The 15,566-nt window shown below is 69.7% G+C and carries 14 protein-coding genes; 6 read left to right on the plus strand and 8 right to left on the minus strand.

What is annotated here, in order from left to right; all coding sequences use genetic code 11:
- Positions 1-166 precede the first annotated feature (166 nt).
- Complete coding sequence (locus ID574_RS42255; RefSeq protein ID WP_188194669.1) at positions 167-2,065, plus strand: glycosyl hydrolase 53 family protein; 1,899 nt, start codon at positions 167-169, stop codon at positions 2,063-2,065.
- A gap of 2 nt (positions 2,066-2,067) precedes the next feature.
- Here ID574_RS42255 and ID574_RS42260 read toward each other — a convergent pair whose 3' ends face one another.
- From ID574_RS42260 to ID574_RS42270, 3 genes are all read right to left on the minus strand, one after another.
- Positions 2,068-2,349: a hypothetical protein gene (locus ID574_RS42260; protein ID WP_188194670.1), complete on the minus strand. Its 282-nt coding sequence runs from the start codon at positions 2,347-2,349 to the stop codon at positions 2,068-2,070.
- Positions 2,350-2,754: 405 nt separating this feature from the next.
- Complete coding sequence (locus tag ID574_RS42265; protein ID WP_188194908.1) at positions 2,755-2,955, minus strand: hypothetical protein; 201 nt, start codon at positions 2,953-2,955, stop codon at positions 2,755-2,757.
- Complete coding sequence (locus ID574_RS42270; protein ID WP_188194671.1) at positions 2,925-3,422, minus strand: DUF418 domain-containing protein; 498 nt, start codon at positions 3,420-3,422, stop codon at positions 2,925-2,927. The genes ID574_RS42265 and ID574_RS42270 overlap by 31 nt, the downstream gene beginning before the upstream one ends.
- 210 nt (positions 3,423-3,632) lie before the next feature.
- Between ID574_RS42270 and ID574_RS42275 the strand changes: the two genes are divergently transcribed.
- On the plus strand, positions 3,633-4,091 hold the full coding sequence (locus ID574_RS42275) for a hypothetical protein (protein WP_188194672.1): 459 nt from the start codon (positions 3,633-3,635) through the stop codon (positions 4,089-4,091).
- A 136-nt stretch (positions 4,092-4,227) separates the two neighbouring features.
- Here ID574_RS42275 and ID574_RS42280 read toward each other — a convergent pair whose 3' ends face one another.
- Positions 4,228-5,118 carry a diacylglycerol/lipid kinase family protein gene (locus tag ID574_RS42280; protein ID WP_188194673.1) on the minus strand — a complete coding sequence of 297 codons (891 nt, stop codon included), beginning with the start codon at positions 5,116-5,118 and terminating at the stop codon, positions 4,228-4,230.
- A 74-nt stretch (positions 5,119-5,192) separates the two neighbouring features.
- Here ID574_RS42280 and ID574_RS42285 point away from each other — a divergent pair, with 74 nt between their 5' ends.
- Entirely contained in the window at positions 5,193-5,936 is a 744-nt protein-coding gene (locus ID574_RS42285; protein ID WP_188194674.1) for a phosphatase PAP2 family protein, read from the plus strand.
- Positions 5,937-5,973: 37 nt separating this feature from the next.
- Positions 5,974-6,597, plus strand: coding sequence for a phosphatase PAP2 family protein (locus ID574_RS42290; protein WP_188194675.1), 624 nt, complete (start codon positions 5,974-5,976; stop codon positions 6,595-6,597).
- Here the strand turns inward: ID574_RS42290 and ID574_RS42295 are convergent.
- The 3 genes from ID574_RS42295 to ID574_RS42305 form a co-directional block, all read right to left on the minus strand.
- The gene (locus tag ID574_RS42295) at positions 6,574-8,130 is read right to left on the minus strand and encodes a phospholipase D family protein (RefSeq protein ID WP_188194676.1); all 1,557 of its coding nucleotides are present in this window, start codon (positions 8,128-8,130) and stop codon (positions 6,574-6,576) included. The genes ID574_RS42290 and ID574_RS42295 overlap by 24 nt on opposite strands.
- Complete coding sequence (locus tag ID574_RS42300; RefSeq protein ID WP_188194677.1) at positions 8,127-8,924, minus strand: DUF1206 domain-containing protein; 798 nt, start codon at positions 8,922-8,924, stop codon at positions 8,127-8,129. The genes ID574_RS42295 and ID574_RS42300 overlap by 4 nt, the downstream gene beginning before the upstream one ends.
- 806 nt (positions 8,925-9,730) lie before the next feature.
- Positions 9,731-13,465 carry an nSTAND1 domain-containing NTPase gene (locus tag ID574_RS42305; RefSeq protein WP_188194678.1) on the minus strand — a complete coding sequence of 1,245 codons (3,735 nt, stop codon included), beginning with the start codon at positions 13,463-13,465 and terminating at the stop codon, positions 9,731-9,733.
- 52 nt (positions 13,466-13,517) lie between these two features.
- On the opposite strand from ID574_RS42305, the gene ID574_RS42310 reads away from it, so the two are divergent.
- A complete protein-coding gene (locus tag ID574_RS42310) occupies positions 13,518-14,276 on the plus strand; it encodes an AfsR/SARP family transcriptional regulator (protein ID WP_188194679.1) in 759 nt (252 codons plus the stop codon).
- A gap of 430 nt (positions 14,277-14,706) precedes the next feature.
- Here the strand turns inward: ID574_RS42310 and ID574_RS42315 are convergent, their stop codons facing one another.
- Complete coding sequence (locus tag ID574_RS42315) at positions 14,707-15,015, minus strand: hypothetical protein (RefSeq protein WP_188194680.1); 309 nt, start codon at positions 15,013-15,015, stop codon at positions 14,707-14,709.
- Positions 15,016-15,283: 268 nt separating this feature from the next.
- Between ID574_RS42315 and ID574_RS42320 the strand changes: the two genes are divergently transcribed.
- A complete protein-coding gene (locus ID574_RS42320) occupies positions 15,284-15,496 on the plus strand; it encodes a phospholipase A2 family protein (RefSeq protein WP_188194681.1) in 213 nt (70 codons plus the stop codon).
- Positions 15,497-15,566 lie beyond the last annotated feature (70 nt).

The raw sequence follows: 15,566 nt of genomic DNA on the forward strand, positions 1-15,566 counted from the left end.
CGTACACGAACGTACATGTTTTTTCCAACGGGAGCGCTCCCTTACTGGATGGCAGCCGTCCACACCAAGATGCCGCGCCCGGAAGGCGGGCGCCATTCGCGCAGCGTTCATGCTGAGCGTCACCGACTGTTTGGCCAACGCGTAGCCGCACACCTCGAGAGGAAACATGATCAATAGATATGGGACGCGCGTCACCGCAGCACTCACTGTGCTCGTGACCGCGCTGGTGGCGGGGATGTTCACAGCGCCCGCGCCGGCGCACGCCACCTTTGGCACCGCGGACATCAAGCCGATCGAGAGCAACATCGCCGCCAAGTTCTGGGCCTCCGCCACGGCAAGCAGCGGCTTACCCACCGCCCGACTGGCCATTGACGGAGACCCGACGACGTCCTGGTACGCGGACGGCCCCAGCGCCCGACAGCGGCTGACCGTCGACCTTGGCGGCGCCTACGACAACCTGCGGAAGGTCAAGGTGATCTTCGCTGACCCTGGCGTGGTGTACCGGTACGTCATCGAGGCCTCGTCCGACGGTCGCAGGTGGACCAAGATCGCCGACAAATTTCGCAACCGAGCCGCGTCACGGGGAGCAGTGCACTTGTTCACCCGGCCGGGAACACGCTTCGTCCGGCTCACGGTCACCGGCGCGTCAGGCCATCCCAAGGTCGGGGTGAGCGAGATCCAGATCTTCAACTACCTGCGCGACGACCTCATTCTCGGCGCCGACCTGTCCTGGGTGGACGACGTCCAGACCCGGGAATACTGGGTCAACCCCTTGGCCGCCGACCGGGGTGCCGGACCGCACCTACTCGATGTGGCCAAGGACCGCGGCATGGAGTACGTCCGGCTGCGGATCTTCAATGAGCCGAGGGACGAAAGCACCGGCGAACCGACACCGATCCCACGCCAGGGGCCGGAACGCTCGCTGCAGTCGGCACGGTGGATCAAGGACCGGAGCATGGGGCTCGGCATCGACTTCCACTACGCGGACTCCTGGGCGGACCCCGCGAAGCAACCGAAACCGCGTGCCTGGGCCGAGTTGGAGTTCGACGATCTGACGCAGGCGGTGTACGACTTCACCGGCGGCTACCTTCGTCGGCTGATCAAGCAGGGCACCACGCCTGACAAGGTGGCCGTCGGAAATGAGATCATCAACGGCTTCCTGTACGGCAGCGAGGCGGCCCTCATCGGCACGACCAATCCGCCGTACTTCGTCAACCAGGCCGACATCTACCAGTCGAAGCCCGGCGGCGGCCTGCTGTGGCGCTACTGGCAGTCGGCCGACCCGGTCGAGCAGCGGCTCTACCACGAGGCGTGGGACCGGTTCACCACGTTGGCCGCGGCCGGGATCAAGGCCGTCCGCGATACGTCGCCGAAGACCAAGGTGGAGATCCATGTGATCGTCGACGCCGGGCGGCTCGCCAAGACCATGGAGTTCTGGAGCCAGTTCCTCACCCGGGTCAAGGCCAAGGGCCAGAACCCTGACGTGCTCGCGATCTCGTACTATCCGGAGTGGCACGGTTCGCCAGACGCACTGGATGTCAACCTGCACACGATCGCGACGACCTACCCCGACTACGAAATCGACATCGCCGAGACCGCCTACCCCGCGTCCGGCGGCGACGGCTCGCCATTGCCCAACTCGCCCTTCCCCCGCACCGTCCAGGGGCAGGCAGACGCTGTCCAGCGGGTCTTCCAGGCCGCCAACGACGTGGTCGACAACCAGGGCACCGGTGTGCTGGTCTGGGAGCCGGCGGGCTACCAGCCGATGTTCCGGGCCGTGCCCGAGTTGCCCAACACCTGGGAGCCGCACGCGTCGATCAACGTGTTCAACGCGAGCCAGGCCAAGCACATCCTTGAAGACACCGTCTACGTCACCACCAAGGTAGGTAGGCCTCCGGCCCTCCCCTCCTCCATCCGCAAGCTCACCACTGCGAACAACGCCATCACCACAATCCCCGTTCACTGGCAGGCGCTGCCGGACGGGGCGACCGACACGCCCGGTGAGGTCGTCATCGTCGGGACGACGGCGCTGGGCCAGGTCACCGCAGTCATCGACGTCATCTAGCGTCATCTAGCGACATCTAGCGACGCGGTCGACGTGATAAGTTCCTGCTCTCCGACGAGGTGCAGGTCGAGGTCTATGGCAAGGCACTCAACCTCGGTGCGTCCGTCGGCGGGCTGGAATTGCCGCAGGTAGCGGCGGACTGCTTGGGCCTCACCGGTGAAGCCCCGGGCGCGGAGTTCGGCATGCGGGGCGGCGGCGTTGTCGATGCCGTCGCGCCGGCGCTGATTCAGACACGGCTTGTAGGGGTCGAGGATGCTGGCCCGGCTGATGGCCTTGGCCAGCACCTCCTCGATGCAGGTGGCTCGGCGAAGCGGCGGACGGTGTCGCGCCCGATGCCGAGGCGGCGTGCGATTTCGCCGAGTGAGCAGCCCTGGCCGAGCAGTTCCTGCACGGCGGCGTGGCGCTCGCGGTGCCGGGTGACCAGGCGGCGGTCCTTGCCGTTGGCATCCCGGTATCCGTCCGGTTCGGGGACGGGCGGCTTTGCTGACGGGGTCGTCTGCTCGATCACGGTCACGGGCACGCTCTCAGTCGCGGCGTCTGCGCCTGCCGAAAATTACATCCGCCGCAACGCTTCCTGAGGCGGAAAGCCCTCAGCCGCCCATCCCCGGACCATGGTGCTCCCCCCGGCTAGGTGGTCGCTGACCGTGTAGGAGTTTCTGTGGGTTTTGAACCGAGGTCAGGCAGCGGGGTCAGGCGGGCACCAGCAGGGTGGTGAGCAGGTCGTCGAGGCTGACGATGCCCGCGACGGTGTCGTCCTCGGCGCGAACGAGGGCGATCTGGCTGCGGGCGGCGCGCAAGGCCCACACCCCGATGAGCAGCACAGGCACCACCGGATCCAGGCCCAGGATGAACAGCGGCGTCAAGGGGTACTCGGCGGCCCTGGTGAGCACCGATTCCAGGTAGCCGCCCGCGCCGGCCCCGGGCGGCTGACCGCCGATCGAGCCGCTGGCGTGCGCGACGGTCCACAGCCCCGCCAGCAGGACCCCTGGAGCGCGGTGATCAGCGCGATGGACCGGTTCAAGCGCCGGTCGTCGCTCAGCATCAGGCCGGCCAGCAGCACGGCCGCCGGCCCGTACGTCCCCAGAATCTCCCCGGAGAAGACCAGCGCGCCGTGGAGGAACCCGAACAGCAGCAGCCGGCCGCGGCGGCGCGGCAGCCTGAGACTCTGCCGCCGGTCATGGCCGGACCGGGACAGCTTGCCGGCGATCAGCACCATGCCGTAGCCGAACAGCGCCGTGAACATGGTGTAGGAGCGTTCGTGCACGAACACGATCCGCAGGAAGTTCGCGATCTGGTCCGGCAGCGATCCGCCGGCGGCCGGCGCCACCCCGGGCATCACAGCTCTGATCACACCCATTGCCGGGCGGGTGTGAACAGGTCGGCCCGCAGTCGCCGCACGCGGCGGTTGAGATTGGCACGCAGCGGATCTGGAAGGCATCGTCGCCGAGCAAGCGCTTGCCCAGTCGCGCGACTTCGACACCGGTGGTTGCCCGTCCCGTCCCGGCCCGGTAGCGCGTCTCCTCTGGCCGTATGGGGGACGCACGTCGGTGATGGTGTACGCCCTCATGTGGCCACCGGTGATGGTGATTCCGTGGTGCCGGCCGAGCAGACCGACGAATGGGCCGAAGCCCGCCGCTACATGGGTCTGGACATCGTGCAGAAACAGGAACACGCGAAGATCGATTCGTACACCGCGTCCGTGGACGTGGCCCTCGCCGATGCGCGCCGCCGTAGACGCCCGAGCGGGCGACGGCGGTTTCGGGCGGTCTTCGCCGGCCGACGGGTCCGCTGGGTCGACCGTGGGTGCGGTGATCCGACGGTCAGTGCAGACGATCATGCCTCTGGCGGCGTTGCTGGCAGCCGGCAGCTCACCTCCGAGCCGGCACTCTGGTCGAGCAGGGAGAGTCGAGCAGGGAGATCCGAACACGGCACTGCTGGAGTTCTCACGCATCTGGTCGAGGAGAAACCCCTGTGTGTCAAGAACCGGTTGATGTCCCCGAGCAGGCGCGCGCTACCAGCGGCCTGACACCATTACCGCCCTCCGCCACAGCCACCACACGAGCCAGAGCCGGCCCATCCAACGGCCTCAAGACCCCGGAAACACGAAATCCCGCGCGACGCGCCGCACGATGGCGGAGCCGAGATGCGGGGAGGTTCCGTTCTCATAGCCGCTTGTCCGGCGGCAGGCAGACCGTGAGCGCGCCGGCCGCCGCCTCGGCTTTGATCCGGTTGGTGGGCTCGCGTTCCCCGCCGTCGAGCTCGTACGTCAGCGGGAACCCGAACCGGGCCGACACCTTCTTGGCCCGCGTGATCCGCACGAACGGTGAATCGTCGGAGCGTCCTGCGGCCATCCTGCCGATCACCCGCGCCCATTGGAGCGGCCCTTTGGCGGTGGAGACGCCCACCTCCAGCCAGCCGTCGTCCGGCCGCGCGTCGTCGAACGCCTTGACGCCGCCGGCGATGGTGCTCACGTTGCCCAGCAGCAGGCAGCTCGCCCGGCCGTCGAACCAGGTCGTCCCATCGATCTTGATCTTCATCGGCACGAGCGGTCCGCCGAGGTGCCGGACGGCCGCCTTGACGTAGCTCAACTTGCCGAGCCGCTTCTTGGCCCGCCCACCGGCGTCGGCGATCATTTCGGCCTCGAAGCCTGCCCCCGCCATCACCGCGAAGTGCTCGCCGTTGAGCACCCCCAGGTCCAGCTTCTCCCGCCGTCCGTGGAAGCCGATGCGCACCGCGTCGTCGAGGTCGGCGGGGATGTCAAGGTTGGCGGCGAACAGGTTCGCCGTCCCCGCGGGCAGAACGGCCATCGGCACGCCGGAGTCGGCCATCACGTCGGCGCAGCGCTGCACCATGCCGTCGCCGCCCCAGACGAACACCAGCTCGGCGCCCTGGTCGAGGGCTTGGCGGACCTTCTTGGGCGCCTTCTTGCTCTTGGGTACCTCGTACCAGAGGAGCTCGCCGACGCCCTCTTCGGTGATGAGCATGCGCAGTCTGTCCAGGCCTGCGCCGAGGATCTTCTTGCGGTGCGCGACGACAGCCACGGTGGGGGACATGCGTTCCGGACTACCCTGGGCGCCGGATTTCAGGCGGAGGAATCCATTCCCCCTGCCTGGGTAGCCGTGTACGAATGCGTATCGGGAAAGGGCGTCAAGGGCACGGCGACTTCGGACTGGGGTTGCGGCTGACGGTCGCCGGCTTCGCGGCGGCGCTGGTCATGATCCCGTTCAGCCTGCTGCTCGTCGTTGCCAAGATGCCGCTCAACGAACTGGACGCGGGCGTCGCCAGGGAACTGCACGAGTACGCGCTCGCCAATCCCGACGTGACCGGGTTCCTCATTGTGTGGACCGATCTGTTCGGGCCATGGCCGTGGCGCATCGCCGTCATCGCGTACGCCGCCTGGCTGCTCTACAAGGGCGCACCGAGGCTGGCCGCCTGGGCGGTCACCACCATGATCGTGGGAGGGCTGCTCGGCCTGGCACTCAAGATCATCGTGGCTCGGGCCAGGCCGCACCTGCCGGACCCCGTCGCGCTGGCGCCGGGCGACTCCTTCCCGTCGGGTCACACGGTCACCGTGACGCTCGGCGCGGGAGTGATCGTCCTTCTTGTCCTGCCCATGCTGCCTCGGTGGGGGCGGGTTGTGGCCTGGGCCATCGCCTGCTTCCTGGTGTTGTCGGTGGGCTACACGAGAATCGCGCTCGGCGTGCACTGGGTGAGCGACGTGGCCGCCGGGATCGTGCTGGGCGCGGCCGTGATCGCCGCGACTGCGGCGGCATTCGAGACGTGGCGGCGCGAGCAGGGGCGCAGGCCCGCCTCGCCGCCGGTCGAGGGAGTGGAACCCGAGTTGGTGAAGGCGGCCGATGCGCGGAACTGAGCATGTGAAGCACTACGCGTTATCGATCTTGTTGCCGATGCTTCTGATGGCCGGAGTGACGTACGGCGTGGGCCAGGCGATCCTCCTCTGGCCCACCGGGGAGGCGTCGCTGAGCCGGAGCCTGGCCGCCGACCGGACCTCGCTGTGGAACAGGATTACCGACTTCGGCAGCAGCCTGTCGGACACCCCGTACATCGTGGCCCTCACAGCGATCGCCGCGATCGTCTTCAGGCTCGTGTACAAGCGCTGGCTCGAATCGATCTTCCTCATCGTGGCCGTCTGGAGCCAATCCCTCATCTTCCTGGCCACCACCGAACACGTCGGCCGGCACCGGCCGCCCGTGCAGCACATCGACCCTGCCCCACCCACCTCCAGCTTCCCGTCGGGGCACGTCAGCGCCGCCGTCGCGTTCTACTGCGGGATGGCGCTCGTCCTGACCACGCACGTCCGCAACAGGGCGCTCCAGGTGCTCATCTGGGCGCTCGGGATCATCGCCCCGCTCGCCGTCGGCTTCTCACGGCTGTACCGCGGCATGCACTTCCTCACCGATGTGCTCTGGGGCGTGCTGCTCGGCGCCGGCTGCGTCGTCATGGCCGCCCGGGCGATCCTGTACTCGCGCGAGCGGCGGCGGCAGCGCTCAGAACTCGTTCGATCTGCGTAGATGCGGGGGCCGTCCGTCGGGGTCCACGACGATCCGGTACAGCGGCATGGCGAGCGCCCGGCGGACGCGGCCGAGGCCGGGCCGCGGATGCGGGCGCAGCCGGCCCGGCGGGCGGGGCCCACGGCAGCCGCCCTGGTGCCAGGCCTCGAGCCGCGCGGCAGACTCGGCGAACGCCTCGAACGCGCTCTCCGGGTCGCACAGATCGTCCATGCCGCCGGGGTCGCGGTCCAGGTGCTCGGCCGCGAGCGTGAGCCGGAGGTCCCTGGCGAACCTGCGGGCCCCCGAAGGCGGGCGCGGATCGGGCTCCGCGTCGAGTACGGCGCAGCTCAGTTCGGAGTCGAACGTCCACGAGCGCAGGTTCACGTTGTCGGAGCCGACGCTCGCCCACACGTCGTCGACCACGCAGACCTTGGCATGCACGTACACCGGCGTGCCCCGGTGGTTCTCCAGATCGTAGATCGCGACCCGGCCGTCACCCGCGCGCATCAGCCTGGACAGCGCCTCCGATCTGCCGATCAAGCTGGCCGGGCCGGCCAGCCAGCCATCCTGGTCGGGATGGCGCGGCACCACGATGATCATGTGTAGGCCCGGCTCCCGCTCCAGCGCCTCGGCGAACGGCTCGATCACCTCCGTGGACCACAGGTACTGGTCCTCCAGGTAGACCAGCGATCTCGCCCGCGTCAGCACCTTGTGGTACGCCCTGGCCACGCTGCGCTCGCCCTCCGGCGCGAACGGGTAGGCACGGGGCAGGTGGGGATAGGTCCTCAGGAGTTGCACGGCATGCGTCCCGGCCGGCCTGGGCGGTGGGCCGGGCTCCGGCAACGGCGGCACGTCGGCCATCCGGGCCATGCGGTCGCGCAGCCGCCTGAGCGGCTGGCGGGTCTCGGGCGCCGGGTCCTCCCAGCGCTCGCAGAAGACCTTCTCCACCTCGGCCACGGCCGGGCCGCTGATCGCCACCTGGACGTCGTGCCACGGCGGGCGCTCGCCGTACACGCCCGGCATCGGCGCCGTCTGCGGGTCGCCCAGGTGCCCGGCGTGGTCACGGCGGCTGTGGCACAGGTCGATGCCGCCGACGAACGCCACGTCCCTGTCCGGGCCGCGGTCATGGCGCAGGACGACGAACTTCTGGTGGTGCGAGCCGCCGTGCCGCACCCGGGTGTCGAGCAGCGCCTGCCCGCCGGCCGCCTCGATGGCCTCGCCGAGGTGCCGGTTCTCGGCCGAGCTGAAGCGCAGGAAGTCCAGGTGCGAGCGCCAGATCAGTCCTCTGACCAGGGCTCCCTTCTCGGCCGCCCGCGCCATCGCGGCCGCCACCTCGGGGCCGTCCGGTGTGAGCCGCTCGTCGGGGTCGCCGCGCCAGTCGGCGAACAGCAGCAGGTCGTCCTTGCCGAGGCCCGCCAGGCGCGCGGCGAGTTCGGCGAAGTAGGTGGCGCCGTGCACGAGCGGGCGCACCAGGTTGCCCTCCGTCCAGGGCACCAGCCTGGTCGCGTCGTTCCCACGTTCGGGGCCGGTGAGGAACCAGTCGTCCAGCCTCATGTACGCCGCCAGCGGGCCTCTCCGAAGCAGTATCCGGCGAACAGCAGCAGCCCGAGGGCCACCACCGCCAGCAGCCAGAGCCCCGCCGGAGTATCGGCCAACGCCCTGAGCGTGGCGTCGATGCCCCCGGCCTTGTCCGGGTCGAACGTGACGGCCGACTGGATTACGAAGACGCCGGCCAGCCCGGCGATCACCCCGCGCGCGAGATAGCCGGCGAGCCCGAGCCGGTCCATCACCGAGCCGGCCCGCGTCGGCATCGGCCTGAGCTGCTTACGGAACTCCTTCTTGACGCCGTACCGCAGCCAGTAGACGCCGAGCGCGATGACGCCGAGCCCGAGCGCGCCCACGATGACCTGCCCGGCGGGCAGCTCGAGGAGCTTGCCCGTCAAATCCTGGGTCCGCTGGTCGTCGGAGCCGGTCTTGTGCGTCAGCAGCATGGTCACCAGCGCGGCGCACACGACCGTGTAGACCACGACCCGGCCGACCGACTCGACCCGGTCCTTGAGCCGGTGGGCGCCGAAGATCGCCTCTGACGCCTGCCACACGGTCAGTGCGGCGAACCCCACGACCATGACCCATAAGATCACGGCCCCGAACGGCAGCCCCGCGACCGCGCTGATCGCCCCGCTCTTGTCGGCCTCACGCCGGTCGCTCCCGAACGCGACCTGCACCGCCAGCACCCCGATCAGCCCGTACAGCAAGCCGCGGCAAACCAGCCCGACTCGCGCCAGCTTGTCCATGGCCGGGCTGTCCGCCGCCTGTCGCGCCACGGCTTTGGTATCGGCTTCAGTCATGACTTCTCCAAAGAGTTCACCAAAACCGGCGAACTGCCCTGGATTCCGCGCCCTAGACCTTCACCCGACGGGACCGGCGGCGGGGGCCGCCATTGGTTGCTGATTTGCCTCGGGACCACACGATGTACGCGTGCCCGAACAGTGCGCAGGTCGAGTCACACGACGCAGTCGCCAGGAGTTGCTTTTGATCTGCGAAAACGCCTGAGCCCATGTCGTGGGGGCAAGGGGTCGCAGGTTCAAATCCTGTCGTCCCGACGGTCACGCAAGGCCGGTCGACTTGGGTGAAAGCCCAGGTGGACCGGCCTTTTTCGTTGCGGCATTCGCGGGGTTGCCGTCTCTAGGCGATCTTCAGCTGGGGACCATTCGGGTACCGGCCGTTGGTGAGATGGTTGCTGAGCGCAGCCCCCGCAGCGGCGATGGACCGAGCATCGGGGTGCAGGTATCTCTGAGTGGTGCTCAGGGATCCGTGGCCGGCGATCTTGCGAGTACGTGCACCGGCACGCCCGCGTCGGCCATCCAGATCAGGCCGGTGTGGCGTAGATCATGGCGGCGGAGGTGCTCGAAGCCGAGGCTTGTGACGACATCGTCCCCATGCGTGGCGTCCCTCAGAATGGCCGTGGTGATCCGGCCACCACGCGGACCGGTGAACAGCCTGGCCGGCTCCTGGTCGACACGGCGTCGCCGGGGCGACGCTGCCACCGCTGCGCGAGCGGCGCGGTGGTCTGGCGCCGTACGGTCCACGTCCACTTCGTCGTATGCGACGGACCGCCACGCTGGACTCGCGCGGCCCGGGGCAACGATGAAGGTCAGGAGTTCGGGCCGAGATGGCTGCGGCGTTCTTCCGCGGTCAGCTCGCGGGTACGGCGCGATCTGGCCAGTTCGAGCACCGTTCCGGCCGGCCCGCACACCTCGCAGGCGCGGGTCCGGACGAGGCTGCCGCCCAGACCGGTCACCAGCGCGCGACCGAGGAAGATCTGCGGGCTCAACCCCCTGACGATCCGCGTACCGTCGGGGCTGAACGCCGCGAGACCGCCGGTCGCGCCCCAGCCGGTCAACTCCAGCGGTTCGCCGCCGCCTGTCGCCCGCCAGAGCCGCAGGTGGCCCGCGGGTTCGTTGGTGACCAGCCAGGTGCCGTCAGGGCTGAACCTCACCTTACGGACGGTGTTCTCGGCGCCGTGCAGCACGGCCGCGGGCTCGCCCTGGCCGCCGATGTCCCAGAGCCGGATGGCGCCGTCCGCGGCCGCGGCGGCCAGCCGCAGCCCGTCTGGGCTGAAGGCGAGGCCCGTGATGTCCTCCACATGGCCGCGAAGAATCTTCGGCTCGCTCTTGTCGGTCAGGTCCCACACGACGACGGTGTGGTCGTCACGGGCGTCGGCCAGCTTCATGCCGTCCGGGCTGAGTGCCACGTCGCCGTCGGCGCGGCCCGTGGGCCGGGCCTGCCAGCCGGTGACCGCTGTCAGCCCGCCGGACGGGGAGATCTGCCACACCTGCGGTTCGGTGTCGAAGGCGCCCGCCACGATCCGCTTTCCGTCGGCGCTGAACGCTAGGCCGGCTGGGAGGCCGCGGAAGGGCGCGGGTGTGGTGACTGGCGCGCCGGCGGTGGTGAGGTCCCACAGGCTCAGGGTCCCGGCCCGGCCGATGCCCGCCATCCGCCGGCCGTCCGGGCTCAGCGCGACGAGGTAGCCGGCATCACGCGGGCCGCGCACCTCGGCCGGGGTCGTGCCGCGCCATATCTTGATGCGGACGTCCCGCGGGCTGATGAGTGAATCCGGCCCCGCGCTGACCGCCACCGTGCTCGTGTCAGCGCTGAGCGCCACGGGCCTGCCCTCGCTCGGTGACGGGTCGCCCGCCGTGATGTCCCACGTCCGCAGGGAGCCGTCCGCATCGACGCTGACCAATGACTTCCCGTCCGGGGTGAACGCCGCCCCGCGCGGGTTCCCCTTCGGGCTGCGCAACACCAGCGGGTCGGCGTCGCTGCCCGTCGTCCAGACGCGGATCACGCCGTCGGCGCCGTAGGTCGCCATGCGATCCCCGGCCGCTGTGAACACCAGGCCGTTCAGCTTCGGGGCGTGGCCGGCCAGCTCGATCTGCGGGATCCAGTCGCCAGCCGGCTCCTCCGTCGCGTCCCAGACACGGGGAACGTCGCCTTCGACGGTCGCGACCCATGGTCCGCGCGGGCTGACGGCCACCTGCTCCGGCTCGCCGCGCGCGGCCGCGCGCTGCAGAACGGGCCGGTCCCGGGTCATGTCCCACAGTCGCAGCGGCGATCCGTTGCCCCCGGTGGCGAGCAGCCGGCCGCTGGGGCTGAACGAGACGCTCCTGACCGCGCGGCCGGGGACACTGAGTTTGACGGGCTCGGAGCGTCCCGGCTTCCAGATGCGCACGCCGTCGCTGTGCGCGCTCGCCACCCTACCGTCCCGGCTGACGCTGACGCCGTGGACGCCACCGTCAACGGTCCCCAGAACCACGGGCGGACCGCTTGACGCCAGGTCCCACAGCACCAGTTCTCCTCCGGAGTCTCCGGTGACCAGCTGCCGGCCGTCTTCGCTGAACGCGGCGCTCTGGATGCCGTCCGTCCGATCCGCCTGGAGCGCATGGCCGGCCCGGCGCGGCGCGGTACCGTCCAGGCTCCAGATCTCCAGGCCCGCCGGGCCCGACCCGGCGCCCCAGATCGCGATCTTCCGGCCATCCGGAGTGGCCGTCGTTCCTGTGACCCTGCGCAGGCCAACCGGGGTGGAGCCTCGCAGCCGGGAGTCCGCGCTGGCCTGGCGGAGCACGAGGTCGGCCTCCGGGGTGGGCTCCACCTCGTACGCTTCGATCGCCAACAGCAACGCCAGTTCCGGATCTTGCTGGAGCTGGCGGCGCGCTTCGGCGGCCAGCCGTACCGAGGCGGCACGGTCGCGCTCGACGTCCCTGTTGCCTACCTGGACCAGGACGAGCGCGGCCAGCACGATGACCGCGGCGGCGGCGACCGGCAGCCCGCCGAAGGCGAGACGGGTCCGGCGGCGGGCACGGTCGCGCTCGGCCGCGCTCGAGCGGCAGGCCGCCAGGAAGGTCCGCTCCAGCTCGTTCAGCGGTACGAAGCTCGCCTCGCCGTCCCAGAGGGCGAGGCGAGTGCCGCGGTACAGGTAGTCCTCGCCGCGCCCGTTGCGGTCCCACTCGGCCGCGTCAGACGTGAGCCGCTGGTGCCGCAGAAGGGTCTCGCGGTCGGCGGTGAGCCATTCCCGCAGCCGGGGCCAGCCGGTGAGGAGCGCTTCATGCGCGATGTCGACCAGGTTCTGGTCCACGACGATGAGCCTGGCGGCGGCGAGCCGGTCGAGGACCGCGTCCAGTTCGCCGGCGGGTCCGATGCCGGCGAGCTCGTCCCGGTCGAGACCGCGGCGGGTGTCGGAGCTGCCCGAGCCCAGGGCGACGAGCCGCAGCAGCACGGCGCGGAGCAACTGCTGCTGGTCGGCTTCCAGATCGGCGTACAGGTGCTCAGCGGTCCGCGCGATCGCGCCGGACACGCCACCCGCAGCCCGGTAGTCCGCCAGCGTCAGCGTGTCTCCCTGCTGCCTGCTCCACGTTTCGCGCAGCGCGTGCGCGACCATCGGGAGCGCCCCCGTCTGCTCGGCGGCCTCGGCCACCACGGTGACCACCAGATCCGGGTCCACGCTCAGCCCCGCCCGGCCGGCGGGTTCGGTGATGATGGCGCGCAGGTCCTGCTCGGACATGGGCCCGACGGGCAGGTGAACGCTGTCGAGGAGGGCTGCGGTCAGACCGGGATGCGACATGCAGCGCTCGTAGAAGTCGGTGCGGATCCCGATCACCAGCGCCGGGCCGTCCTGACCGCGGACGAGCTCGCTCAGTGCGTCCAGGAAACCGGCGCGTTCCCGCTCGTCGGCGCAGAGCGTGAACGTCTCCTCGAACTGATCGACGATCACCACGTCGCAGCCGTCAGCGTCGGCGGCGTGCAACCGGGACAGCGGGTGCGCACCCGGAGTGAGCAGCGTGACGGTGGTTCCGTCGGCGGTCAGCCGCGCCGCCAGCCCGGCCCGCAGCAACGAGGATTTGCCGCTGCCGCTGGCCCCGCGGACCACCGTCAGCGGTCCCTGCTGCACGGCCTTCAGCAGGACCTCGAGAAGGTCGTCCCGGCCGAAGAACAGGTCGGCGGCGTCGACGTCCAGCGGAAGCAGGCCGGGGTAAGGGCAACGGCGCTGCGACCGTTCGAGTTCGGCCGCGGCCAGATGCCACTTCCGCTCCCATTCGGCGCGGTCGCCACCGCAGGCGACGGCGTACGCCAGTGTCGCCTCAAGAGTGGGCAGCCGCGTCCCGGTGGCCGCCTCGGCGAGGGTGCTCCGCGAGAAATGCGCGCGCTGCTCGAGTACGCGGTAGCTCGGCCGCCCGGCCTCGTCCCTGAGCCGGCGCAATTCCCAGGCGAGTCTTTCGACGGGACCGGCCAGCGGATCCACCGGCTGCTCGGGCCGCCCCAATGTGCACCTCTTGTTGTCCGGAGTCTTCGCCGCGTTGTCCTGAACCCACGGACGGCTGCTTTCGGACATCCCTGGGCCGCCTTAGACCTTAGATCTCCGGCACGACAAGAGGGGGCAGATCATGAGATTTCACGTACTGGGACGCTTGGAGATCCACACGGGGGATGGAGCCCTTCCGCTGCCGCCCAAGATTCGCGATCTGCTGGCGGTGCTGCTCTGCAACCCCAACCAGACCGTCTCGGCCGACCGGCTGATCGACGCGCTGTGGCCGTGCACGCCGCCGCGCACGGCCACCAAGACGTTGCAGGGCTACGTCCACCATCTGCGCAAGGCGCTGGGAGCCGCCAGGCTGGAGTCCCGGCGACCCGGTTACGTCCTTTCCGTGGGCCCTGGCGAGCTCGACGCCGAATCCTTCACTTCCCGGGCCGAGTCAGGGCGCGCGGCTATTGCCGCCGGCCTGGCTGAAGAGGGGACGGCGGCCATCCGCGCGGCACTGGCGATGTGGCGGGGCGTCCCGTACGAAGGCCAGGAGCACCTCGGGCCGACACAGGCGGAGGCCTTCCGGCTCACCGAGCTCCGGCTCACGGCCGCCGAGGAATGGGCCGACGCCGAGCTGGCCAGGGGGCGGCCCGCCTCGATCGTCGGCGAGTTGCACGGGATCGTCGCCGACCATCCGTTCCGGGAACGGCTCCGGGCCGGGCTCATGCGCGCGCTGTATGCGATGGGCCGGAGCGTCGAGGCACTCGAGGTCGGCCGAGAGGGACGCAGGGTGCTCGCCGACGAGCTCGGCCTCGACCCGAGCCCCACCCTCCGGCGCCTCGAACACGCCATCCTGACCCACGACCCGGCCCTCGGCGGCCAGGTCTGGGCGAGTACATAAGAGGCCGCCCCCAGGAGCTTATGCCTGGGGGCGGCTCCTGGTGTCGCGTCAGCGGGTCGAGTGCAAGCAGGCGGCTTGAAATGGGGGCTTGATCGGCCCCGGAGCGGGGTTGACATGCTTCTACCCGTTCTCGCCGTAGTCCGCGCTGCGGTAGGAGGTCCCGGGTCTGCGACGTGCCCCTCATGTGGTGGTGAGGACCTCCGAAAGAGAGCCGTCGGGCCACGGACAGGCGTGTGCGCAGGCCGAGGCGGCGTCCGGCGAGGGCGTGGAAGCCCTCATGGATGAACAGCGCGGGGATCTGACCGAAGAACAGGGTCAGGGCGGCTAGCGTGTGGTAGTCGGTGAACGGAAGGTTTTGGTAGCGGGGTACAAGGTCGAGGGGGCGCGCCATCACGCCGACCCAAAGCACCAACAGCAGCGCATGGCCCAATCATGCGAACGGCGAGCACACCGCCCGGCCCAGGCCCTGGCGACGGACCGGGTGCCGCGCCTGAGTCGGGTCCCCGGGGCGGTCGAGGAAATCGGACATGTCGACGTCCGTGCCATACGTCGTTCCGTACCATTTCGCCGTCTGGAAGGGCGTGGCGCCGGCGGCCAGCTCGCGGATGAGCTCCGCGCCTTCCGCTGGAAAGGCCGTGTAAGAATCGACGTGGGTTCGGTTGATCGTCTCTTCTCCACGCTCGGAGTGGTAAGCGAGGGAGTGAACGGCAACGGGCCTGGGCATGGTGATGTTCTTCATCGCGTTACCCCTTTCAAGGTGTGGACCAAATGGTGCATTTGCCTGCGCAAACCTTGCGGGCCGTATCGTCACCCGGAGGTGGTCCTCCCTCCGCTTGGTTGCGAATGACACCAAGCTTGGCCAAATGAGGCTGGAAATTGGTTGGGGATCGGAAGGGGTGCGGGTCGGGCGCTTCGGAGGGCGTTTGATTTGTGCAGATTGCGCCTTATGCCCGGATGTGGCTCCTGGCCCGCGCCGAGGTGGCGCCTGGCAGGTCGGCGGGGAGCGCATGCACCTCGCCGTGACGGAAGCAGATAAACCGGCCGCCGGGCGGCACCTGCGCGGCGATCGAGCGACCGGCGACCGACCGTTGCGCACCACGCGCAAGGCCTGCAAATTCGACTGGAGTCCCAACGGCTGCTCGGTGCCCAGGGAAATAAAGAACGCCGACTCCTGGAAGCTCATCTTCATGAGTCCGTGCAGCCGGCACGACTTCGGTTAAAGAAACGTCAAGAGACTCTCGGGCGCGAGCAGCCGGAAGACGTTCAAGAAGGGTGTGGAGCGGCCTGCAA

It is taken from the genome of Nonomuraea sp. SYSU D8015, assembly GCF_008065375.1.
In the GTDB taxonomy this organism is placed as follows: domain Bacteria; phylum Actinomycetota; class Actinomycetes; order Streptosporangiales; family Streptosporangiaceae; genus Nonomuraea.

Excerpts from the sequence above, each read along its gene's own strand:
- ID574_RS42280 (WP_188194673.1), bottom strand. The coding sequence starts at position 5,118 with ATGTCCCCCACCGTGGCTGTCGTCGCGCACCGCAAGAAGATCCTCGGC.
- ID574_RS42300 (WP_188194677.1), bottom strand. The coding sequence starts at position 8,924 with ATGACTGAAGCCGATACCAAAGCCGTGGCGCGACAGGCGGCGGACAGC.
- ID574_RS42320 (WP_188194681.1), top strand. The coding sequence starts at position 15,284 with ATGCACCTCGCCGTGACGGAAGCAGATAAACCGGCCGCCGGGCGGCAC.
- ID574_RS42290 (WP_188194675.1), top strand. The coding sequence starts at position 5,974 with ATGCTTCTGATGGCCGGAGTGACGTACGGCGTGGGCCAGGCGATCCTC.
- ID574_RS42285 (WP_188194674.1), top strand. The coding sequence starts at position 5,193 with ATGCGTATCGGGAAAGGGCGTCAAGGGCACGGCGACTTCGGACTGGGG.
- ID574_RS42310 (WP_188194679.1), top strand. The coding sequence starts at position 13,518 with ATGAGATTTCACGTACTGGGACGCTTGGAGATCCACACGGGGGATGGA.
- ID574_RS42255 (WP_188194669.1), top strand. The coding sequence starts at position 167 with ATGATCAATAGATATGGGACGCGCGTCACCGCAGCACTCACTGTGCTC.
- ID574_RS42315 (WP_188194680.1), bottom strand. The coding sequence starts at position 15,015 with ATGAAGAACATCACCATGCCCAGGCCCGTTGCCGTTCACTCCCTCGCT.
- ID574_RS42305 (WP_188194678.1), bottom strand. The coding sequence starts at position 13,465 with ATGTCCGAAAGCAGCCGTCCGTGGGTTCAGGACAACGCGGCGAAGACT.
- ID574_RS42295 (WP_188194676.1), bottom strand. The coding sequence starts at position 8,130 with ATGAGGCTGGACGACTGGTTCCTCACCGGCCCCGAACGTGGGAACGAC.
- ID574_RS42270 (WP_188194671.1), bottom strand. The coding sequence starts at position 3,422 with ATGGGTGTGATCAGAGCTGTGATGCCCGGGGTGGCGCCGGCCGCCGGC.